This window comes from Zunongwangia sp. HGR-M22, assembly GCF_027594425.1.
In the GTDB taxonomy this organism is placed as follows: domain Bacteria; phylum Bacteroidota; class Bacteroidia; order Flavobacteriales; family Flavobacteriaceae; genus Zunongwangia.
The window spans coordinates 1,693,765-1,716,584 of sequence record NZ_CP115159.1; the positions used below are offsets into that span (position 1 = coordinate 1,693,765).

Here is a 22,820-nt window from a genome sequence, read left to right on the forward strand (position 1 = left end):
TCTATTGCCTTAAAAATCAGGAAAAATGAAAAAAATATTAGTAGCTAACCGTGGTGAGATTGCCTTGCGAGTACTAAAAACTATTCAGAAAATGGGCATTAAAACCGTGGCTATTTTTTCTGAAGCCGATAGAAATGCGCCGCACGTTAAATTTGCTGATGAAGCAGTTTGTGTTGGCCCTGCACCTTCTAATCAGTCTTATTTATTAGGAGATAAAATTATTGAAATATGTAAAGAATTGAATGTTGACGGAATTCATCCCGGATACGGATTTTTAAGTGAGAATGGCGATTTTGCTGAAGCTGTAGAAGAGGCCGGGATCTCGTTTATCGGTCCGCGTAGTAAAGCCATACGAATCATGGGAAGCAAACTCGCTGCCAAAGACGCGGTGAAAAAATACGATATTCCTATGGTCCCCGGGATCGATGAAGCGATCACCGATACGGCGGAAGCTAAAAACATCGCTAAAGAAATTGGTTACCCTATATTGATAAAAGCTTCCGCAGGTGGCGGCGGAAAAGGAATGCGAGTGGTAGAGCGGGAAAAAGATCTGGAAGATCAAATGAAACGTGCCATTAGTGAAGCCGAATCTGCCTTTGGGGATGGTTCTGTTTTTATCGAAAAGTATGTAGCTTCTCCACGACATATCGAGATTCAGATTTTGGCCGATATGCATGGGAATACATTGCATTTATTTGAGCGAGAATGTTCGGTACAACGTCGGCATCAAAAAGTGATAGAAGAAGCTCCATCTATAGTTTTAGATGAGAAACTTCGGGACGAAATGGGAAAAGCAGCCGTTCGGGTTGCAGAAGCCTGCGATTATGTTGGAGCCGGTACCGTGGAGTTCTTATTCGATGAAAATCGAAACTTTTATTTTTTAGAGATGAATACAAGACTTCAGGTAGAGCATCCCGTAACCGAATATATCACAGGAGTAGATCTAGTTGAAGAGCAAATTAAAATTGCAAGGGGAGAGCAGCTAAGCATCAAACAGGAGGAATTGAAAATTACTGGTCATGCGCTGGAGTTGCGGGTGTATGCCGAAGATCCTATGGACAATTTTCTGCCAAGCGTTGGGAAATTAGAGAAATATAAAATTCCTTCCGGAGAGAAAATTCGGGTAGATAATGGATTTGAAGAAGGAATGGACGTACCAATTTATTACGATCCTATGCTGGCAAAATTAATTACCTACGGAAAAAATCGAGAAGAAGCGATCCAATTAATGATCAAAGCCATAGATGATTACCAGGTGGAAGGTGTTTCTACAACGCTGAGTTTCGGGAAATTTGTTTTTGAACATGAAGCTTTTACTTCAGGGAATTTTGATACCCATTTTGTAAAGAAATATTATTCCCCTGAAAAGCTTAAAAATGAAATTGAAGAAGAATCCAGCCTGGCCGCTCTAATTGCTTTGAGACAATATTTAAAAGATCAGAAAAAACTAAGATTACCAATTACTGAAGCCAGAGAGTAAGAGCAGTAGGCGATTATCAGTGGGTAGTGACAGTTATCAGTGAGGGTAAATTTGAAAATGTGCTAATTTGTCAATTTTGAAATTCTAATCGATAGCATTACTACTGAAAGCTGAATGCTAGCAGCTGACAGCTAAACATTAAAACCCATGAGTAAGAAAAACATAGAGCAATTAAATCAAAGAATTGAACAGGCGCATCTTGGCGGTGGTGAAAAGCGAATAGCGAAGCAGCATGAAAAGAAAAAGCTTACCGCAAGAGAACGGGTTGATTATCTGCTAGATGAAGGTTCTTTTGAAGAAATAGGGATTTTGGTAACGCATCGTACTACCGATTTTGGAATGCAGGATCAAAAGTTCTATGGAGATGGGGTTGTAACGGGTTACGGTACGATTAATGGCCGACTTGTTTATGTTTTTGCTCAGGATTTTACGGTTTTTGGTGGAGCGCTGTCTGAGACTCATGCTGAAAAGATCTGCAAAGTAATGGATTTGGCGGTAAAAACCGGCGCGCCGATAATTGGTTTAAATGATTCTGGAGGAGCGCGAATTCAGGAAGGCGTTAAATCTCTTGGTGGTTATGCCGATATTTTTCATCGTAATGTTAAAGCTTCAGGAGTGATTCCGCAGATCTCCGCTATTATGGGGCCGTGTGCTGGGGGAGCGGTGTATTCTCCCGCAATAACCGATTTTACAATCATGGTAGAGGATACCAGTTATATGTTCGTGACCGGACCAAATGTGGTAAAAACGGTAACTAATGAAAATGTAACTTCAGAAGAGTTGGGTGGTGCGAGTACGCATTCCACAAAATCTGGTGTTACTCATTTAACGGCCAATAACGATATTACCTGCTTAGAAGAGATCAAGAAGCTGATAAGCTATATGCCCCAAAATAATAAGCAAAAAACGGAAAAATTAGCTTTTGAGCCTCAGGATGAAATTCGTGAAAAACTGGATGAAATTATTCCCGATAGTTCGAACAAACCTTACGATATGCATTCGGTTATTGAAGGAATTATCGATGCGGATTCTTTCTTTGAAATTCATAAAGCTTATGCCGATAACATTATCGTTGGTTTTGCAAGATTAGGTGGTAGAAGTATTGGTATTGTTGCCAATCAGCCTATGAGTTTAGCCGGAGTTTTAGATGTGGACAGTTCTAAAAAAGCGGCTCGTTTTACACGTTTTTGCGATTGTTTTAATATTCCGATATTGGTTTTAGTTGATGTACCTGGATTTTTACCGGGAACCGATCAGGAATGGAATGGGATTATTCTGAATGGTGCTAAATTGTTGTATGCGCTTAGCGAAGCGACCGTGCCAAAAGTAACCGTGATTACCAGAAAAGCTTATGGTGGTGCTTACGATGTTATGAACAGCAAACATATTGGTGCCGATATGAATTTTGCCTGGCCAAGTGCTGAAATTGCCGTAATGGGAGCCAAAGGAGCAAGTGAAATAATCTTCAGAAAAGAAATTAAAGAAGCTGAAGATCCCGAACAAAAATTAGCCGAAAAAGAAGCTGAATATGCAGAAAAATTCGCTAATCCTTTTGAAGCTGCACAACGCGGATTCATTGATGAGGTAATTATGCCAAAAGACACGCGCAGAAAATTATTAAAAGCCTTTAGTATGCTCGAAAATAAAACGGTTCTAAGACCAGATCGTAAGCATGGGAATATTCCATTATAGAGTTTAGACGGCTAAGCTTTTTAGATTTGAGATATTAGATCGCTTCGCTTTTAGAATCTGGATTTTTTATATTTTGAATGCTGAATGTTGTATGAATGAGTCAGTTGGCAAGAACTAAGAATAGGATTAATTGTATAGCGATTTTGATATTATAATAAGTAAAGTCGTCCTGAACTTGATTCAGGATCTCATCCTATTAGTTTGGATAATCTATTATATGTGATTCCTTATTGATGATATTTAAAGCTAAAAGCTGAGTGCTAATGGCTAAAAATCTTCTATTTTTTCTTATGTTCCCAAAAAAATATAGATGAAATTCAATAAAATCGCCTGTGTCGATTATACAAAAATGAATGATGAAGCTATTGCTCAGCTTCAGGAATATTCCGAAGAAAAAATAATTCATCCTGATGATTTCCCGGAAACCGATGAGGAAATTTTAAATAGAATTGGTGATGCTGAGGTGATCTTTGTTTCCTGGAAAACGCAGATCACAGAAGAAATTATTCAAAAAAGCCCTAATCTTAAATATATTGGGATGTGCTGTAGTTTATTCGATGATGCGTCAGCCAATGTTGCAGTAGATTATGCACGCGATAAAGGAATTACGGTAACCGGAATTTTTGATTATGGCGATCCCGGAGTAGCAGAATTTGTGATTTCAGAATTGATCATGCTTATCCACGGTTATGCTGAAAAGCAGTGGAAGGAAATTCCGCAAGAACTTACCGATCTTAAAATTGGGATTATAGGTCTTGGGGTTACCGGGCAGCTTTTAGCCGATTGTTTATTGCCTTTTGGTGCAGATTTGTATTACTTCAGCAGAAGTAGAAAACTTCAATACGAACAAAAGGGACTGGAATATTTAGAACTGGATGAACTTCTGGAAACCGTTGATGTAATTTCAATTCATCTTCCCAAAAATCTGGAGATTCTTCAACCAGAGCATTTTGAGAAATTTGGTAACGAAAAAATATTTATCAATACTTCTTTAGGAATGCCGTTCGATTTAGAAGCTTTTCGAAATTGGATAAAATCGACCTCAAATTTTGCGATTTTCGATGGAGATGCTAAAAAAGATGTTCCGCAGGATATTCAGAAAAGAAATAATGTAGTGATCGGGAAGAAAAGCGCCGGCTGGACGCTGAAAACGCAAGAGCGATTATCGGAGAAAGTGCTGAGTAATTTTAAAGAATACCTTCAGGAAAATTGATGTAATTTTCGAAATGAATCATAATATGAGATTCCGGATCAAGTCCGGAATGACGAGAATATCAAATCTTAGATTTTATGTTTATTCAATAGTGTAACTAATGTTACAAGCTGTTTCCTTAATTTCCGGTTTATTTGCACAAAAGAAGAGTATGAATTGGATTTTTGAACCCTGGCCGTGGTATGTTTCCGGACCATTGATTGCTTTTACCATGTTTTTGCTCCTATTTATGGGCCGTCAGTTTGGAATGTCTTCCAACCTGCGAACCATGTGTAGCATTTGTGGTGCAGATAAGAAAGCAGATTTTTTTAATTTCGATTGGAGAGCACAGCAATGGAATTTACTGGTATTGCTAGGTGCCGTAATTGGTGGTTTTATCGCACATTTTTATTTGAGCGAAGATCCAACTACCGTTGCGATTTCTTCAGAAACAGTTCAGGATTTAAACAATCTTGGGTTTGAAAGTGCTGGGAAAGCCTATTTGCCAAAAGAGTTATTTTCAACAGATGTTTTTTCTGAACCGCTTACGCTTTTGGTGCTTTTAACAGGCGGAATTTTAATTGGCTTTGGAGCAAGATATGCCGGTGGATGCACCTCTGGGCATGCAATTTCAGGATTAAGCAATCTGCAATTACCATCCTTAATTGCCGTAATTGGCTTTTTTATTGGTGGTTTGGTAATGATTCATTTTTTATATCCATTAATATTTTAGAGCATGAAACAGATAGGATTTTTAGTGATAGGAATATTTTTTGGGATTGTGATGTTTAAGTCTGAAGCTGCTTCTTGGTTTAGGATTTACGAGATGTTTAAATTTCAGTCGTTCCACATGTACGGCATCATTGGTTCAGCGCTATTATTTGGGGTGATTGGCGTTCAGATAATTAAGAAAAAGAATCTTAAATCTTTCTTCGGAAAGCCAATAAATTTTGTTCCGAAGGATAAAAGCTTTAGCCGCTATATGTTTGGCGGGATCATTTTTGGATTAGGCTGGGCATTAGTAGGAGCTTGTCCTGGCCCTATTTACGTATTGGCAGGAGCAGGATACTTGCCAATATTGGTAGTTTTTGCCGGTGCGATGCTGGGTACTTTTTTATATGGATTACTTCGGAAGAAATTGCCACATTAGAAAATTCTACTAATGCGATTTAAAGCATAATTTTAAATAGTGATTTTCCAATTTTAGCGATTCACTCGATAAAGAAGGTTAAATGCATGGCTTGCTTCAAAATGAGAGAAAAATTAAGATAAATGCCCCAAGGCTTAGATCTTAGGAAGTTTATTTTTGCTCTTTTTCAGGATAAAAGTCGGGAAGTGTGATATGATATTTTACGGCCAATAGTCTTAAGATAATTACGGTTAGTGACGTCACCATGTAAGTAATATCAGTATTTATATTTTGATCGTGCATGATTACGAAAATGAGTCCGCCTACCAGACAAGCCGTCGCATAAATTTCTTCTTTTCTAAAAATTACGGGAATTTCGTTACAAAGAATATCCCGAATTACACCACCAAAAGCACCCGTCATTCCACCTAATGCAATAGAAATTATAGGATCTAGTTCATTTCTAATTCCTATTTCTACGCCGGTGATTGTAAAAACTCCAAGACCGATCGTATCGAATAAGAAGAGTGATTTCTTTAGATGATTTAAATAATTTCTGAATAAAATGGCCAATATTGTCACTACGCTAATAAGGTAGATGTAGAGTGTGTTTTCCATCCAGGTAACAGGAGTATTACCAATCAAAACATCGCGTAATGTGCCACCACCAATAGCAGTTACAAATGCAATGATAAAAATACCAAAGAGATCTAACCTGCGGTTCATAGCAGATAATGCACCAGAAATCGCAAAAGCTGCGGTACCAAGAATATCGAGTATATTAAACAGACTAAACTCCATAATTGGCAAAGGTAATTTTATTGTTTTAAATTTGTAAAAATGCAGTAAGTAATTATTAGTCAGTTAAACAGACTAATATGCTGCAACTATCGATATATAGTAAATCTATATGTGATTTACTGTAAGTTTTTAATTGAAGTTACTACTTTTACAATCTAAATAAAGAATAAGATTTAAAGAACATATGAGCGAGACAATCGAAAGAATTAAGTGTTTGATCATTGGATCTGGTCCTGCCGGATATACCGCAGCGATTTATGCTTCCAGAGCAGATCTAAAACCAATTATGTATACCGGGATGGAACCTGGTGGGCAGTTAACTACAACTACCGAGGTTGATAACTTTCCTGGTTATCCTGAAGGTATAGATGGACCGGCCATGATGATGGATCTACAAAAGCAAGCTGAACGTTTTGGTACAGAAGTTCGTATGGGAATGGTTACCGAAGTTGAATTTAGCAAAGAAGCTGGTGGAATCCATAAAGCTTGTATCGATAATTCTAAATGGGTAGAAGCTGAAACTGTAATTATATCTACAGGAGCTACGGCGAAATATTTAGGATTACCTAGTGAACAAAAATTAAGAGGAGGCGGAGTTTCAGCTTGTGCAGTTTGTGACGGATTCTTTTACAAAAATCAGGATGTAGCGATTGTTGGTGGTGGAGACACTGCTGCAGAAGAAGCAACTTATTTAGCAAACATCTGTAGAAAAGTTACGATGTTGGTTAGAAAAGACGAAATGAGAGCTTCTAAAGCGATGCAACATCGTGTAAATAACACCAAAAATTTGGAAGTTCGCTATAATACTGAAGTAGACGAGGTTATTGGTGAGCAAGTGGTTGAAGGTTTACGAATGATAAATAATGAGACTGGCGAGAAAGAAGAAATCGAGATCACCGGTTTATTTATTGCAATTGGTCATAAACCAAATACAGATATTTTTAAGGGGCATTTAGATATGGACGAAACCGGTTATCTAATTACTCAGGGAAAATCTACAAAAACAAATATACCCGGAGTTTTTGCCTCTGGAGATGTACAGGATAAAGAGTATCGCCAGGCAATTACTGCTGCCGGGACTGGTTGTATGGCTGCAATGGATGCTGAACGTTATTTAGCTGAAATTGAAACCACAGAAGAAGAGCAAAAAGAAGTTACTGCCTAAGTATAAGTAGTAATTTACTCATAACTATCAGCAAGGCCGGATTTTAAAATCCGGCCTTGCTATTTTAAAATATTTACTCGATAATCATCGAGGTTAAATGCTCCGAAGATTGCCTCGAAATAATAAATAATTTTCTGATAAATGTCTTATTGGCTTGCCCAGAGGTAATTTACTTGAAATATTAAAACTCAGCTTTCTTTAAAACAGCTTCTCCTGTAAATTTTTCGATTTCGATCTTTGGTGTATTAAAAATGATGGTTTCGCTGCGATCTTCAGCGGTGATGCTTAAATTTTCGGTTACTGAAATTTCATTTTTAGAACGTCCTTCTGCAATAAGCTTAGCATTAGTTGCAGTAAGATTTTTACCCTCAAAAGAGCTGGTGTGTTCTGTTCTTAACTGAAAATCTTCAACTGCTCCTTCAATTTCAGCCTCAGCACGTTCGTAATTATCTAATTTAAAAATTGGAGCATTAACCAAAGCTTTTATTTTACTACTTCCATTTAGTTGGAAATAAGCTTCTTTAGCTTCCAGATTTAATTCAATTTGAGCATCTTCGCCATTTTTAAGCTTAAAATTTGTGGCATTTAAGGTTAGAAACAGCTTGGACTTACCCATGGTTTCAATTTCAACATTAGAGAGATTTAAACCTTTTGAAGCATCTAACTCAGCATCTTCTTCAAGTGTAATTTTGGTAATGGTTTCTGGAAATTCAACTTTTATCTCCTGTCGTTTAGAACGTTTAATTTTTTTTGCCGGTTTAATAAAAAGAACCCCATCTACCACATCGGTTCGAATTAGATCATGGAGATTCTCGTCGGCCTCAACTTCTGCAAAAGCCGAATTTCCTCTTGCCAGGCTTACCTCAAATTCTCCAGTGATGTGGATTTCAGTAAAATTATCAAGATTTCTTTTTTTATTAACAACATTTCGGTTTCCCACAACTTGCGCTTGTGAAATGAACGTAGCTAAAAACAGTAGGAGACTAATACCTTTTTTCATAATTCTATTTTTCATTCAATAAAGCAATATCAAAAAGAACGCCATAAAACAGATTGTATTGAAAACTAAAATACGAAATATCTAGCGGAAAAAAATTAAAGCCTCTTTAGCTAACTAATAGAGGCTTTAAAATAGTTCAAATGTTATTTAAAAAATCATTTTCTTTATAACTACATTCAATCTTATTGGAAACTTCAAGAATTTTATCCTTTTGTCGTGCAATCTCCAATCGAGAGGAAAGTACAAGCATAAGAAAACCGATGATCAAATTTAAAAGACTAATCATAATTGGTTGGTTTTTGATTGATGCTTAAGTTTTAGCAATGATATTTATACATTTTTTTAGTATAAGAAACTAACGCATCAGAAATCATCTGAAGCGTCAGTTGGTTCATCCATACCTTCAGGGTCTTGTTCAAATCGCTTTTTTTGTTCCTCGAGATACTTTTTCTCTTCTGCTGTGGTATTAAAACCATCATCTTCTGTATCGAAAACGTCCTCATCTTCTTCTTCGATTAATTCTACAGGACAATCTAAGCAAACAGCATTGTCGTTTTCTACACGTAGTGTGTAACCTTCCTGTCCATTTTGTAAAATATCGTAAGAAGAATAACTGTTTCTGTGATAAGCTTCTATATTTTTATCTACAATAATAAAGCTTTGTTCTGGCAGCCATAACACTAGATCGATTTCCTGATCTCTGGCTTTTAGATCTCCCTTTACCAAAAAATAGCTATCTAAATAGAGCGTTTTATCTGAAAATTCGAAGTGATATTCAATATTTTCTGCTCTTTTCTTGGCGTCCAAAATACTTCGACCTTCTGCAGATTTGATAATATCCAATTTTGCGACAGTGTCTTTAGTAGAGCGAATTATTAGCTTTAGATCTTCATTGTAAAGTACTTTATTTTCATTTTCATCGTATTTCAATTCAAATTCATCAGAATTCCATCCAAAATGGGAAGAATATTGTGAATTGTTTCTCATAGCTACCATTAACGTATCTTGTGCCTTAGTGGGAACAACATAAGTTTCCGTCACTTCTTCATCAAAAGCTCTACTGGTGGCTTCTCTAATACCAATTATTGCTAATCCTATAACCGAAAGTATCCACAATCCTAGCAATACTAATTTTGCTGTGGTTCCAATTGATTTTAGATTTTTTACCAGAATTTTTAATCCCAATATAAACAGAAAAAACAAAGGAACTCCTGCAGCAAAGAAGCTTAGTATAGCGCCTACCCAGATGGAAGTTTCTGAGATATGCATCATTAATTGATCATTCCAGGGAGCTTCGATTATACCAAAGGTGCCAAACGTAAACAGACTAATAAATAAAGCAATTAAACCACAACCTGCGGTTAATAAGATAACAATACCCACAAAAGCCACAATGATCCTTAAAAATACGTTGATGATTCTTGCAAATGCTGAAGCTGCAGATCCCGCACCGGCTTTTGCGCGATTGCCATATTTTTGATAATCTACATTTTTTACTTTTTCTGAAACATTATCAAATCCTTCCCTTATTTTTTTTTCGATGTTCGAGATGGTTACTTCTTCACCTCGCATGGATAGTTTTTCAGCCGTCGTTTTTGCTTCTGGGGTAAAAATCCAGAAGGCGATATAGATCAACAAAAAGATACCACTGGAAGCCAGCGTTAATACTACCCATAGTAACCTAACCCAAATCGCATCGATCTCTAAATAATGACCTAAACCACTACTTACACCACCAACATAAGAATTTTCAGTATCACGATAAAGTCTTTTATTCGATGATTTTTTAGTTTTAGCCGAAGTGGTTTCCGGTTCATCTTCAAAGATGTCTTCATCTACCATATAATCTTCAGGTTGGCCCATGATGGCGATCACTTCATCTACATCTTTCATGCTGATCACCTGACTTTTATTTGCTCTTTTTTCAGCAAAAAGTTCAGCTATACGAGCTTCAATATCCATTATAATTTCATCACGTCCCTGATTATCGGTAAACGATCGCTTTATGGCATCTAGATAGTGTTGAAGTTTGTTAAAGGCATCCTCATCGATGTGAAAGAACATGCCCGCAAGATTTATATTTATCGTCTTATTCATGATTTTTCTTTTTTTGAGTGGTTACAATGTTTACTGCGGTTTGCAGCTCATCCCAGGTCGAGGAAAGTTCGGTTAAGAACAATCTGCCAGTTTCGGTTAATCCATAATATTTTCTTGGTGGCCCACTGGTAGACTCTTCCCAACGGTAGGAGAGAAGTCCGGCGTTTTTAAGTCGGGTTAACAAAGGATATATCGTTCCTTCAACCACCAGTAATTTGGCATCTTTTAAGGTGTCTAAGATTTCAGCTACGTAAGCATCTTCATCTTTTAAAACCGAAAGTATACAATACTCCAGTACACCTTTACGCATTTGTGCTTTGGTGTTCTCTATCTTCATAGCGCTTGGTTTTGAATGTTGTTAAAATGTTCATTTTTTGATTGATGATTATGTTTGATAAATTGGATGATTAATCTAAATAAGCAAGAGCGTCTACAATCTCATAGTTGGGGTTATCTTCTAAAAGATCTTTTAAAATCCCAATATGAGCCTGTCCCATCATTACATAAATTCTCTTGCTTCCGGTTTTTAATTGTATGTTTAAAATGTTTGAATAAATCTTAATATTTCTATCGAAAAACAGACTAATATACTCGGCGCCTGCATATCTTTTTTCTTCGGAATTTAATTCTCTGTAATTAATACCCTCCTTATCAAAATCACCGTTTTGCACATAAGCAGGATAGTTGAAAACGGCTCTATAAGAAAGATCAAGCATTTCTGGCTCGTTGATCTTTTTCGTAAAATCATATAGTGATAAATAGTTTTCCATCTCTTGTTTTCCTAAAGGTTTCGCGGTTTGCTGAAGCTTTTTTAATTGCTCTTGGAAATACTCAAAATGATCGCCTTCGTTTAGTAAATTCTGTGATGTAGAAGAATTGAAGTCGATTCCGTAAACATGATCTAAATGAAGCTGATTCGCTAGCCTAAAACCTATCTGGTAAGTCTCACCTGCACCATACTCAAACTTCTTAAGATCTAGCTTATCGTTTTTATATAACTGATAAAGGCTATCTACCCACTCTTGTTCCTGCGGAGTCAATTCAACTATAATCGCATCTGGTTGAAATTGTGCAATTTTAAATGTTAATTTTTCAAGCTCTTGTTGTTTTTTAGGATTAAACATACTTGCAGCCTCAGTGCCATTTTGCATTTGGCTTAAGTGTGCAAAACCTACAAGCATGATCTCTATTTTTTCATTTTGCTGAGCTACACCAAAACTTGATTGGAAAGCAAACAAAATGGCGATGATGATTTGTGATATTTTGATTGATGGATTCATATTCGATAAATTAATAATTATTTTATTTTTTGATATACGTCGTCATTTAAAGTGATAAAATACTCGTCGTCCAGGATTTCGTAATAAATAGGGATTTCTATTTTTTTTTCGCTGTTATAATATTCTATTGATGGTATTTTCTTGTTTTTTACAGTAGAGAAAATAAATAAATCTATAGAAGAAGTGCTTGTAATGTAAGTCCCTAATTTTCCTTGTATAGTTTCATCTTCAGATTTGAGAACTACCTTATTATCTTCAAAATCGATTCTTTTAATATCGTTTTTACCGTCGTGTAATTCCCAGCTTCCGTCAAGATCGTAGCTTTTAGTATCTGCAAATTCATTTTCAATTTTCACACAAGAAATGTTGAATAAAATGACTAATATTAGACTGATGTTGATTAACTTTTTCATGATAAATGTTTTAAGAAGCTTCTTTTAGAGTAGTATCTTCTTTGATAAAATTGATGCATAGCGGAAACTTAAATTCTTTTCCTTCACTTGCATTTTTTGCGGCGCTAATTACTGCATACAGTTCGAGAACTATCAGTCCAAAAAGGAAGAAGCCGCCGGTAATAAGAATGACTAGCAAAGGAAAGACCTGCTCATTATCTACAGTATCAATCCTGATATTGTATTCATTAAATTCTAAAAATTCTAGAGGAATTCTGGCAACAAAAATAAGTAACGCGATAATGAGTAGGCATGCGATAACGAGATAATACAGGATTAAACTTAACTGAAAGTTTACGGCATTTCGACCATGATGATTTACAAATTTCTTCTCTTTACTTACCAGCCAGATAATCACTGGAAAGATGAAATTGCCAAAAGGGATAAATAATTTTGAAAAAACCGAAAGGTGGATGATCGTGGCCAGGGTTTGATCTTGTTTTTTGATTGCTGATGATTCCATTGCGTTTTCTTTTTTAATAAACCGGACTTAAAATGATGGTTATTTGATGGTTTTAAGTCCGGTTTCAATATCCTGATGAAGGATGGTTTTTGATTGATAACTTATTATAAAGCTTAACTAATTAAATGTAAAAGTACTATACCAGTTAATTTCTTATACAAATATATGGTTAAAAGAAGGTATTTTGCAAAGCATAGTACTAAAAATTAACATTTAATTATGATTTTGATCGTGATTTACATGTGAAATAATTTAAATATCTTTAAAAGAAATAATTAAGGATATGCAAATAACGCCTAAGAAACTCAATCAATTTTTAATGCTCAAGTTACCAAGCGCATGGATATGTGGGGTAAGGGTGAAAGCAATTTCTAAAACAGATTGCAGTGTTGGGGTAAAACATAGATGGATCAATCAAAATCCTTTTAGAAGCATGTATTTTGCGGTTCAGGCAATGGCTGCTGAATTAAGTACTGGCGCTTTAGTGATTTCGAAAATAAGAGCACAAAAACAACCAATCTCGATGTTGGTAGCTCAAAATAAGTCTGTGTTCAGCAAAAAGGCAACGGGAAAGATCACCTTTAAATGTGAAGATGGTGCTTTAATAGATAATGCGATTGCCAAAACATTAGAAACCGGAGAAGGACAAACCTTTTGGATGAAATCCATAGGAACTAATGGAGATGGCGTAGAGGTTTCTACTTTTGAATTTGAATGGACGGTTAAGGTAAAGGCCAAAAAATAAACTTAATCTAGTTTGTAACATTTTAAGATTTTTCAACTCTAATTATAAAACCACTAAAACTTAAAATATGAATGCCCACGAAATAGATTACGAAATATTTGGAGAAGAAATGCAATATGTAGAGCTGGAGTTAGATCCAAAAGAAGCTGCAATTGCAGAAGCCGGTAATTTTATGATGATGGATAATGGTATTAAAATGGATACCATTTTTGGTGATGGAAGTAAAGAAAATGAAGGTTTTCTGGGTAAAGTGCTTGGTGCCGGAAAAAGATTACTTACCGGAGAAAGTCTTTTTATGACGATCTTTTCGAACATGGGGCAGGGAAAGAAGAAAATTAGTTTTGCATCTCCTTATCCCGGGAAAATTATCCCTATCGATCTTACGCAATTTGGCGGTAAATTTATTTGCCAGAAGGATGCATTTTTGTGTGCAGCAAAAGGAGTATCTATAGGAATTGAATTTAGCCGAAAACTTGGAAGAGGCTTTTTTGGGGGTGAAGGATTTATAATGCAAAAAGTAGAAGGCGACGGGATGGCATTTGTGCATGCCGGCGGCACTATGGCTAGAAAAGAATTAGCTATAGGAGAAACCTTAAAAGTAGATACGGGATGTATTATTGGTTTTACACAAACTGTTAATTATGATATAGAATTTGTAGGCGGAATTCGTAATACGATCTTTGGCGGTGAAGGACTTTTCTTTGCAACACTTACAGGTCCTGGTGTGGTTTATATACAATCATTACCATTTAGCAGGTTAGCAAATAGAGTTTTACAGGCAGCACCGCAAGCTGGCGGGAAAGATAAAGGAGAAGGAAGTATTTTAGGAGGTTTGGGTGATATTATTAGTGGTGATAACAGATTTTAAAAGTTAAAATAATGTTTACTCTTAAAGTAAGCATCGATTTTTATTATATTTAAGCATCTAATTATTTTCAGCTTATAGAAAAAATTACATTATATTAATTCATGTATTTTTAAAATTATCAAATTATGGCGAGAGCGATGTTTGATTACACAAAAGTCATCCTAAATAAGGTGAGTTTTGATGCTAATTTATTCTGTAAAGAAGTTCAAAAAGCAATTTCTAGATTATTACCTCATGAAGTTGAAGAACTCAAAATTTGGTTAGAAGCGCTTACTAAGCAGAATCCGGAACTAAACCAGTGCTTAATCTATTTAAATTCGTAAAATGATAAAACATTAAAAAGCGGCTAAAAGCCGCTTTTAATTTTTAATATCACTATTTATTTAATATTTTAATTCGTTCTTTTTCTTTTGTTGTGTGGGACTTATAATTTCTACATTCTGGAATGCAATCGCACCTTTCACCACAGATCCTATTACTTTACGCATCGCATCTATTATTTGCATTTTCAATTCACTACGATTGTAAATTAAACTAACCTCTCTGGCCGGTACGGGATCTTTAAACATTCTCAGATTATTTTTATCCTTATCAGGAAGGTCCAATGTGTGCAAATAAGGCAATAACGTCATTCCTAAACCTTCATTGGCCAATTTGATTAGGGTTTCGAAACTTCCACTTTGCAGTCTAAAATGTTCGGCTTCAGTAGATTTTACAGTCTTACACAAATTGATGATTCCATCTTTAAAACAATGGCCGTCTTGTAATAATAAGATGTCATCAATATCTAAATCTCCTACATCAATTTTATGATCTTTATGCAATCGATGGCTGGGTGGTATATAACCTACAAAAGGCTCGTAATACAACACATTCTCTTTAATTCCATCAATACTAAGTGGTGTAGCAGCAATAGCGGCATCAAGATGCCCTTCCTTTAGTTTTTCAATAATAGCTTCAGTATGTAATTCTTCTATTTGAAGTTTAACCTTTGGATATTTTTTAATAAAGTTATTGATAAACATGGGAAGCAGGGTAGGCATAATCGTTGGAATAATTCCAAGGCGAAAAGCACCACCAATAAATCCTTTTTGCTGATCTACGATATCCTGAATGCGATCACTTTCATTTACAATATTCCTTGCTTGGGTCACAATTTTCTTTCCGGTTTCGGTAAGTTCAATCGGTTTTTTGCTTCTGTCAAAAATTTGAATATCCAGCTCTTCTTCCAATTTTTGTATTTGCATACTTAAAGTGGGTTGGGTAACAAATACTTTTTGTGCAGCTCTGGTAAAATTTTTATGCTCTGCAACCGCAAGAACGTAATGTAACTGTGTAATCGTCATAATTTGTGAACAATATTATAGTGTAAGTTTGATGCTTAATTTTTTATCATTACTACAAATATATTAGTTTTTTCTATTGAAATTATATAAAACCTAAAGTTTATCTATGCAAAACCCCATAATTGAAGTTCATCAATTATGGGGCTATTTAAAGATTTATATGGAGTTTAGAGTTTGATGCCTATTTCTTTGGAAGAACCATCAAAGCCAAACTTACCATCATCCCAGGTTGGTGGGCCATAAGGATTAATTTTATTGTTCGACATACCATAATCTTCTTTCGGCATTCCGTTGGTTTCAAAATCCATTTGATCGTTATCATTTTTGTCATGGTAACATATCACGGCATATTCTCCTTCAGGAATTTTATCAAATGTAACTGTCGATTTTCCATCCTTTATTTTTGCAGTTTTAGAATATTTTGGATTTTTCATAAAAGTGTCTTCGGTATAAAGACCGTATGAAATCTTCCCCTTATCACTGCTAATATTTTCAATTTCTACAGTAATGCTTCCGGTAGCACCTTTTGATGTTTCCTGGGCCTTGGAAGATACTCCAGTAATAAGTAGGAATAAAATAATTGCCAAATTTTTCATAATGAGATAGTTTTATTTAGTTGAACACTGTAAAAGTAGAAAAGATGTTCTATGAAATAGCAAGTAACCTACTGAACTGTAATTTTTTACTGCTGAATTGTATTTTTGGGTTTACAGTTGCCAGTCAACATTAATAATTAGCGAGAACTGGAATTCAATTTAAAACTGAAATGTGTTAAAGCTTGAAGTTTATGGTAATATGGTAGGAGAAGTAAAATGCATATTCTCAGCATTCAAAAGTTCTAAAATACCAACGATCCCATATTCGAATAATTTAAATCAATCCTCGTGCTTTAATTTCAAGATATTTATTAATGGTATTTACGCTTAATTCTTTTGGTTTTGTAAGTACGGTTTGGATACCGTTTCGTTGAAGTTCTTTAGCCATTTTTATTTTATTTTGGCTAAATTCCTCAGCAATTCCCTGGTGTGCGCTTTCGGTAAGATTTTCAGGGTAGGAGTGTAGCAATTTAGTGATTTCGGTATTTTCAAAGAAAATAACCACTAAAACATGGCGCTTATTTATCGCTTTTAGATAAGGTAATTGTCGTTCTAAAGCCGATGGATGCTCAAAATTAGTATAGAGCATTAATAAGCTGCGGTGCGTGATAAACCTATTAATACCGGCGTATAAACTTCCAAAATCAGATTCCTTAAAATCGGTATTTACATTATAAAGACTTTCCATGATTCGCTGTAACTGACTCATCCTGGAGGAATCTTTTAATATTTTTTCAACTTTAGAAGAGAAACTAATTAGTCCTGTTTTGTCTTTTTTCCGTAGGGCAATATTTGAAAAAGCCAGACTACTATTAATAGCATAATCCAGCAAACTAAGTCCTTCAAAAGGCATTTTCATCACTCTGCCCGTATCGATCACTGAATAAACGGGTTGTGCTTTTTCATCCTGAAATTGATTAACCATCAAATTTCGATGTTTGGCGGTGGCTTTCCAATTAATGGTTCTTACATCATCGCCATTTACGTATTCTTTAATCTGCTCAAACTCCATCGTGTGCCCCAGGCGACGTATTTTTTTGAGTCCAGATTGCGAAATTCTATTATCAATCGCCAAGAAATCCAGCTTTTTCATCTGGATAAACGACGGATAAACTTTTACCATTTGTTCAGCATCAAAAACCTTCCTGATTTTGGCTAATTTTAGTATGGTTTGGGCGTAAATATTTAATTTTCCGAAGATATATTCCCCACGTTCTAAAGGCGTAACTTCATATTCAAATTCGAAGTTTTTAGTAGGTTTTACTTCGGAAGTATATAAAAAATCTCTTTTTTGAAACTGAATTGGAAGCTCGTCGATCACTTCAGCAAAAACCTTAAAAGAATAAGCATTTTTAATCTGAATTTTTACTGAATTCGCATCAGAATTACTGAATTTTTCTGGTAAAATTCGTTTTGCGGTCAATCCCTTTCCCTGAAATAATGCTATAATATCAAATAATAAAGCAATGCTTAAAATCACCAATATCACCCAAATAACAGGATAGATTGCAGGTATCCAAAATGAAAATAGGAAAAGTACAGCAATCGCAGCGATCGCGTAAAAGAAATGCTTAGTTAAGTATAAGGATTTTAGAAATTTGATCACTATCGCGGAATTTCTACAGATTGGCTAATCATTTGAATTACATCTTTGGTTTTCATGCCTTCCATCTCACGATCTGGCGAAAGGATAATACGATGTCCTAAAACAGGATTTAGTGATTTCTTAATATCTTCAGGAATTACAAAATCACGCCCATTTATGGCAGCGAAGGCTTTTGCTGCATTCATTATCGCAATCGAAGCTCTTGGTGAAGCACCTAAATAGAGATGCGCATGCTGGCGTGTTTTACTTACAATCTCTGCAATATAATGCAATAACTTTTCATCAATTTTGATATCGAAAATTTGCGTTTTTAGTTCATTTAATTTTTCAGGTGAAAGGATGGAAGTGATGTTACTTTCAGGTTTTTGGCCTTTTCGTTCGTGGTGACCTTTAAGAATTTCAATTTCTTCTTCTAATTTTGGATAATCAACTTCAATTTTAAAAAGAAATCGATCCAGTTGCGCCTCAGGTAACGCATAAGTTCCTTCTTGTTCTACGGGGTTTTGAGTAGCCAACACCATAAAAGGATCTTGTAATTGATGGCGTTTTCCATCGATTGTAATCTGTCGTTCTTCCATGACCTCAAAAAGAGCGGCTTGTGTTTTTGCAGGTGCACGGTTTATCTCGTCGATAAGAATGATATTTGAGAATACCGGGCCTGGTTTAAACTCGAAGTCTGAGGTTTTCATATTTAATACTGAAGTTCCCAAAACATCACTCGGCATTAAATCTGGCGTAAACTGAATTCTGCTGAAATCGGTTTGCAGGCATTTCGCAAAAAGTTTTGCTGTTATCGTTTTTGCAACGCCGGGAACACCTTCTATCAAAACGTGGCCATTAGAAAGTAAGCCTACAATAAGCAATTCTACAAATTCGGTTTGACCAACAATAATCTGCGAAAGCTGAGATTTTAAATCTTCGACTGAATTTTTTAAGTCTTCTAGCGGAATTCGATTGTCAAAATTCAGTTCTTTATTTTGGTCGTTTTCTGGTTGTATATTTTGTTCTTCCATTGGGTTTCGGTTTTTCTTCTTTCGAAGTTTTATTTTTAGTTGATTTTATAGAAAATCAAACGATATTTTTGGTTTTTATGGCATTTGCATATTTAAATTTATGGATGCCTTTACATATAGTTTCGTAATCCTGTGCGGTAGCTTTCTTACTTTCTACCGCTTCTATATTTTCGAACAATTCTTTTATAAAATCTATAGAATTTCCTGTTTTATCAGCTAAAATTGGATAAAATTCATCTCTTTTTTTATCGGGATCCAGTTTCATTTCTGTACGAATATATTCCTTAAAATGCTGAATACGCTTTTTTGTCAACTCGTCCACCTGCTTTTTTTCAAGGTAAAGATCGGCAATCGTTTGTGTGTATTCGTACGACTGATTTTTTAAAGGTTTTACCACCGGGATTGCGCGCTGCTTCCGTTTTCCTTCAAAAATAATGAATAGCAGCGATGCAATGATCATAAGATAATAGGCCCATTTTAATGGCTTGTTTTGCATGATGATATACAATAGACTTGTAGGTTGGGCTTTACCGGTTTTGTAATAATTATCCCAATAAATAGGCTGATTTTGATCGATATAAGCCAATACATTTTCAGCATATTTAAAATTGTTGTTTTTCAGTACAAAATAATTTCCAAAAGCTTCTGGCGTACTATGTAAAACGATTTTTCCTTTTCCGAATTCAGTTTCAATAAAATTTATTTGCGGCTCAGTTATCGTATCGTCATCATATTTTACGGTTCCCAGAATAGTCGTTTTTAAGGTATCTATTTTGCTGAAGTAAATAGAACTAAACTCATGCGGAACTTCGAATGGGCCATTCTCGCCAAAATTTGGGTTTACCAGGTCTAATTCCGTTTTGGGGATAAACGAAATTTCATCTTCAATTTTCTTGTTGTAAGGTTTGGTGTCTAAATTAAGTGTGTCTAAGAAATGCTCGCCAAATACATCTGAAGCTATAAAGGCCGTATTTCCTTTTTCAACCCAATTCAGCAATTTATTTAATTCATCTTCATCAAAACTCACATAATTATTTAAAAAGAAATAGGTGCCATTCTCAATACCTGCACTATCGCTTAGATACTCGAAAGGAGGGATATTTATCTCTTTAAAATTATCTGGATTGCTGGCTTTCCAGTTTTCATAAAAAACATAAGTTCCTAGAGGGATTTTATCTTGTTTAGCGTAGCTGGGATACCAGTTTATGGGCGTAGGCTCGATAGCTTCTAAATAGGTGAGAAAGGCTATTAAGAAGATAAAAACACCAAGCGAAATTTTATAAAATTTACTCATTTTTGGTGTTTTTAATATTGGTATTTAATTCTGAAAAACCTTTCTCTGCTAACAAAAAGTCTTCTTTAGAAACCTGAAAATCGCCGTACCAGATAAAGTTATAAATGCGAGTAACTTTTTTAAAAATGTTGTTTAACTGCGAATTGCTTATTTCTGAAATATAATCGTCGTTCGTCTTTTGCGCTTCAAAATCGATAACGTTTTTGAGATCTAATTCTTTTAACGCCTGAAGGTAATAGTAACGAACAGCCATACGATATTGGCCATTTTCAATAGCTTCTTTTATTAAAGCCGGGATATCAGCATTTTGGATTATTTCTTCTTCGTTATCTAGATTTACATTTGCCGCTTTTGGTTCTTGTAAAATGTTTTTACCGGGATTTATTCTCGTAAATAACCAGATCACCAAAATAACAATACCAACCAAAAGGATATAAGGAATTATTTTTATGATAAGCCCAAAAAAGCTGCCAGCATCATAATCTCCAAATAGCCAATTGAGGAATTGCTGATATTTTTGATTGATCCACTCTTTAAATTGCTGCCACCAGTTTTTATGTTGCTCTTCTTCTAAATAATTAAAATCTTCATTTTGTTTTAGATTTTCAATCGTAGTTTTTTCAAACTTAAGCGGACTTATATTATTATTTTCATCATAACGTACGCTTCTACTTTCACTTTCAGGTTCAGATTGGACAATAGAATCTTGCTGCGAAAACGCAAAATGGAAATTCAGTAATAAAAGAAAATAAATTAAGACTTTCATTCGCGATCGCTACCAAGCTTATCAATACTTTCAAAAGTTCCGGTAAAGTTTTTCTCTTCGTGTAAATGAAAATATAAAAGGCTAGTAAATAATGGTGTGATAATGTATAATACGTATTGCGCTATGGAAGAAAGCACAGATAGTATTATTAGAATTGGATCTTTACTTTGCATATTTTCGGCAACTGTTGTTATTCCTGCATCAAATCCGGAGATCATATTTACCAGCATGTAAATTATTAAAGGAAGTTGGAAAACTACATTAATCACATACATGATAATTCCAAAAACAATTAAAAGACCAAAGGTCATCCACCAATTATCTTTAATTAGTTGAAAGCAAGAGGATATCGTATCTCCCAAACTTTTCTGTTCAAAAACTAATATGGGTAAAGCCAAAGTAAAGACCACACCTAGGTATATACTTGGTAAGACTAAGAAAAGAAAGGCTATAAAGATAGATATTGCTACAACTAAATTTAATGCCAGACCACTGCCTAAATCGTTTTTGAGACCTTGTTTTACATCTTCTTCACTTACAATACCGTCATTTGCTATATATGATTTTATATAGTTAAATACGCTTAAATAAAGTGCGGTAATATAAACAAAAAGAGCGAGCATGTTTATGAGCGCCGGGATCAAAAATCCTGTTAAATTTGTATAACCTTCAAAGCCAGTGCCAATGGTCATATACGTATAGTAGGCATTAGTCAAGATTAATGCCACCAAAAATGGAGCACAAACTTTTAAATTTATACTGAAAAAGCTTTTAGCATTTTCCCTTAAGAATTTGAAAGTATCACTTAGTAAGTCTCCAAAATCTCTGGTTTTTCTAAATCTGAATATATTATTTTCCATCAACAAATTTTTTATGTAAACGATGTGGTAATATTACGTAATACCAAAGGATTAAAATAAAAGATAAACTTATAATTAAAATAGCCAGAGCATCTGGCATTTCTGTATGTCTTGTTACAAATCCTTCTAAAAATCCGGCAATAATAAAAAAAGGAACGGTAGAAATTATGATTTTTAATCCGTCTTTAATACCAGTAACAAAAGAGTGCAATCGGCTGTAGGTTTTTGGGAATAAAATACTTTTTCCGACAACCAAACCGGCGCATGCTGCGATAATTATTACTGAAATTTCTATGGTACCATGTATCCAAATGGTTCGTGCCGATTCCCAAAGTAAGCCTTTATCGTAAAAGAAATACTGAAATGAACCTAACATGATTGCGTTTTGCATGATTATTACCAAGGTTCCTAAACCGCCAAGAACGCCAAGGGTAAAGGCCATTAGGCCAACTCTAACATTATTTATGGTGATCCCCAAAAACATATCGGTTTCTGAAGCCTGTTTATAAACAGCCATGGGATCGTTATTCTCAATATTATTTAGTGTCGCGTTTACATAAGCATCACCTAAAACTGCGCGTACAAAATTAGCATCACTTGCCGCGGAAAAAGCACCAATTATGGCAAAAATCGCAAATACTAAAAAACTAAATAAGAGTTGTTTCTGGTACTGATAAAAGAATAAAGGAAACTCTTTCGTATAAAATAAAAGAAACTTATTCTTCGATTCCTTTTTATTTTTATAAATCATTCGATGCGCAGAAGATGCAAGATCGTTAAGATAACGAGCTGTATTACTTCCCGCATAAAAAGTATTGGCGTAGCTTAAGTGATCGGTAATTTCTACATAAAAAGCAGAGAGCTGATCCGGAGAAATATTACTATTATTTTTCAGGAGACTTTCAAACTTAAGCCATTTATCTTTATTTTGCTTCACAAAAGCAGCCTCGCGCATATTCAGGATTAGATTAGATC

Annotated in this window: 24 protein-coding genes; 9 read left to right on the plus strand and 15 right to left on the minus strand. The window is 35.0% G+C overall.

Going from position 1 to position 22,820, the window contains the following annotated elements; all coding sequences use genetic code 11:
- Positions 1 to 25 precede the first annotated feature (25 nt).
- The 5 genes from accC (at position 26) to PBT91_RS07345 (ending at position 5,514) form a co-directional block, all read left to right on the plus strand.
- Positions 26 to 1,480 (plus strand): acetyl-CoA carboxylase biotin carboxylase subunit, encoded by a 1,455-nt coding sequence (gene accC, locus PBT91_RS07325; protein WP_270061127.1) that lies wholly within the window; start codon positions 26 to 28, stop codon positions 1,478 to 1,480.
- A gap of 147 nt (positions 1,481 to 1,627) precedes the next feature.
- Positions 1,628 to 3,172, plus strand: a complete 1,545-nt coding sequence (locus PBT91_RS07330; protein WP_270061128.1) for an acyl-CoA carboxylase subunit beta — start codon at positions 1,628 to 1,630, stop codon at positions 3,170 to 3,172.
- A 310-nt stretch (positions 3,173 to 3,482) separates the two neighbouring features.
- Complete coding sequence (locus tag PBT91_RS07335; RefSeq protein ID WP_270061129.1) at positions 3,483 to 4,385, plus strand: NAD(P)-dependent oxidoreductase; 903 nt, start codon at positions 3,483 to 3,485, stop codon at positions 4,383 to 4,385.
- 151 nt (positions 4,386 to 4,536) lie between these two features.
- Positions 4,537 to 5,097 (plus strand): YeeE/YedE family protein, encoded by a 561-nt coding sequence (locus tag PBT91_RS07340; RefSeq protein WP_270061130.1) that lies wholly within the window; start codon positions 4,537 to 4,539, stop codon positions 5,095 to 5,097.
- 3 nt (positions 5,098 to 5,100) lie between these two features.
- Positions 5,101 to 5,514: a DUF6691 family protein gene (locus tag PBT91_RS07345; protein ID WP_270061131.1), complete on the plus strand. Its 414-nt coding sequence runs from the start codon at positions 5,101 to 5,103 to the stop codon at positions 5,512 to 5,514.
- Between the two features lie 150 nt (positions 5,515 to 5,664).
- Here the strand turns inward: PBT91_RS07345 and PBT91_RS07350 are convergent, their stop codons facing one another.
- Complete coding sequence (locus tag PBT91_RS07350) at positions 5,665 to 6,294, minus strand: trimeric intracellular cation channel family protein (protein ID WP_270061132.1); 630 nt, start codon at positions 6,292 to 6,294, stop codon at positions 5,665 to 5,667.
- 184 nt (positions 6,295 to 6,478) lie between these two features.
- Here PBT91_RS07350 and trxB point away from each other — a divergent pair, with 184 nt between their 5' ends.
- Positions 6,479 to 7,459 carry a thioredoxin-disulfide reductase gene (gene trxB, locus PBT91_RS07355; protein WP_270061133.1) on the plus strand — a complete coding sequence of 327 codons (981 nt, stop codon included), beginning with the start codon at positions 6,479 to 6,481 and terminating at the stop codon, positions 7,457 to 7,459.
- A gap of 181 nt (positions 7,460 to 7,640) precedes the next feature.
- On the opposite strand, the gene PBT91_RS07360 is transcribed toward trxB, so the two are convergent.
- The 6 genes from PBT91_RS07360 to PBT91_RS07385 all read right to left on the minus strand — a co-directional run bounded on the left by PBT91_RS07360 (position 7,641) and on the right by PBT91_RS07385 (position 12,751).
- Positions 7,641 to 8,459 carry a GIN domain-containing protein gene (locus tag PBT91_RS07360; protein ID WP_270061134.1) on the minus strand — a complete coding sequence of 273 codons (819 nt, stop codon included), beginning with the start codon at positions 8,457 to 8,459 and terminating at the stop codon, positions 7,641 to 7,643.
- A gap of 363 nt (positions 8,460 to 8,822) precedes the next feature.
- Positions 8,823 to 10,556 carry a PspC domain-containing protein gene (locus PBT91_RS07365; RefSeq protein WP_270061135.1) on the minus strand — a complete coding sequence of 578 codons (1,734 nt, stop codon included), beginning with the start codon at positions 10,554 to 10,556 and terminating at the stop codon, positions 8,823 to 8,825.
- Positions 10,549 to 10,893 carry a PadR family transcriptional regulator gene (locus PBT91_RS07370; protein WP_013071826.1) on the minus strand — a complete coding sequence of 115 codons (345 nt, stop codon included), beginning with the start codon at positions 10,891 to 10,893 and terminating at the stop codon, positions 10,549 to 10,551. Before PBT91_RS07370 ends, PBT91_RS07365 begins: the two co-directional genes overlap by 8 nt.
- Before the next feature lie 70 nt (positions 10,894 to 10,963).
- The gene (locus PBT91_RS07375) at positions 10,964 to 11,836 is read right to left on the minus strand and encodes a DUF5694 domain-containing protein (protein ID WP_270061136.1); all 873 of its coding nucleotides are present in this window, start codon (positions 11,834 to 11,836) and stop codon (positions 10,964 to 10,966) included.
- A gap of 17 nt (positions 11,837 to 11,853) precedes the next feature.
- On the minus strand, positions 11,854 to 12,249 hold the full coding sequence (locus PBT91_RS07380; protein WP_270061137.1) for a hypothetical protein: 396 nt from the start codon (positions 12,247 to 12,249) through the stop codon (positions 11,854 to 11,856).
- 10 nt (positions 12,250 to 12,259) lie between these two features.
- Entirely contained in the window at positions 12,260 to 12,751 is a 492-nt protein-coding gene (locus tag PBT91_RS07385; protein ID WP_270061138.1) for a DUF4870 domain-containing protein, read from the minus strand.
- A 283-nt stretch (positions 12,752 to 13,034) separates the two neighbouring features.
- Here PBT91_RS07385 and PBT91_RS07390 point away from each other — a divergent pair, with 283 nt between their 5' ends.
- The 3 genes from PBT91_RS07390 (at position 13,035) to PBT91_RS07400 (ending at position 14,687) form a co-directional block, all read left to right on the plus strand.
- On the plus strand, positions 13,035 to 13,496 hold the full coding sequence (locus PBT91_RS07390; RefSeq protein ID WP_270061139.1) for a DUF4442 domain-containing protein: 462 nt from the start codon (positions 13,035 to 13,037) through the stop codon (positions 13,494 to 13,496).
- Between the two features lie 67 nt (positions 13,497 to 13,563).
- Positions 13,564 to 14,364: a TIGR00266 family protein gene (locus tag PBT91_RS07395; protein WP_270061140.1), complete on the plus strand. Its 801-nt coding sequence runs from the start codon at positions 13,564 to 13,566 to the stop codon at positions 14,362 to 14,364.
- A gap of 125 nt (positions 14,365 to 14,489) precedes the next feature.
- Positions 14,490 to 14,687, plus strand: a complete 198-nt coding sequence (locus PBT91_RS07400) for a hypothetical protein (RefSeq protein ID WP_270061141.1) — start codon at positions 14,490 to 14,492, stop codon at positions 14,685 to 14,687.
- A gap of 60 nt (positions 14,688 to 14,747) precedes the next feature.
- Here PBT91_RS07400 and PBT91_RS07405 read toward each other — a convergent pair whose 3' ends face one another.
- The 8 genes from PBT91_RS07405 to PBT91_RS07440 all read right to left on the minus strand — a co-directional run bounded on the left by PBT91_RS07405 (position 14,748) and on the right by PBT91_RS07440 (position 22,800).
- Complete coding sequence (locus PBT91_RS07405) at positions 14,748 to 15,710, minus strand: LysR family transcriptional regulator (RefSeq protein WP_270061142.1); 963 nt, start codon at positions 15,708 to 15,710, stop codon at positions 14,748 to 14,750.
- Positions 15,711 to 15,877: 167 nt separating this feature from the next.
- Positions 15,878 to 16,306 (minus strand): DUF2141 domain-containing protein, encoded by a 429-nt coding sequence (locus tag PBT91_RS07410; protein WP_270061143.1) that lies wholly within the window; start codon positions 16,304 to 16,306, stop codon positions 15,878 to 15,880.
- A 274-nt stretch (positions 16,307 to 16,580) separates the two neighbouring features.
- A complete protein-coding gene (locus PBT91_RS07415; protein ID WP_270061440.1) occupies positions 16,581 to 17,909 on the minus strand; it encodes a DUF58 domain-containing protein in 1,329 nt (442 codons plus the stop codon).
- Positions 17,910 to 17,911: 2 nt separating this feature from the next.
- Positions 17,912 to 18,925 carry an AAA family ATPase gene (locus PBT91_RS07420; protein WP_270061144.1) on the minus strand — a complete coding sequence of 338 codons (1,014 nt, stop codon included), beginning with the start codon at positions 18,923 to 18,925 and terminating at the stop codon, positions 17,912 to 17,914.
- 55 nt (positions 18,926 to 18,980) lie between these two features.
- Positions 18,981 to 20,219, minus strand: coding sequence for a DUF4350 domain-containing protein (locus PBT91_RS07425; protein ID WP_270061145.1), 1,239 nt, complete (start codon positions 20,217 to 20,219; stop codon positions 18,981 to 18,983).
- Positions 20,212 to 20,985 carry a DUF4129 domain-containing protein gene (locus tag PBT91_RS07430; RefSeq protein ID WP_270061146.1) on the minus strand — a complete coding sequence of 258 codons (774 nt, stop codon included), beginning with the start codon at positions 20,983 to 20,985 and terminating at the stop codon, positions 20,212 to 20,214. Before PBT91_RS07430 ends, PBT91_RS07425 begins: the two co-directional genes overlap by 8 nt.
- Positions 20,982 to 21,845, minus strand: coding sequence for a hypothetical protein (locus PBT91_RS07435; protein WP_270061147.1), 864 nt, complete (start codon positions 21,843 to 21,845; stop codon positions 20,982 to 20,984). The genes PBT91_RS07430 and PBT91_RS07435 overlap by 4 nt, the downstream gene beginning before the upstream one ends.
- Entirely contained in the window at positions 21,835 to 22,800 is a 966-nt protein-coding gene (locus PBT91_RS07440) for a stage II sporulation protein M (protein WP_270061148.1), read from the minus strand. Before PBT91_RS07440 ends, PBT91_RS07435 begins: the two co-directional genes overlap by 11 nt.
- Positions 22,801 to 22,820 lie beyond the last annotated feature (20 nt).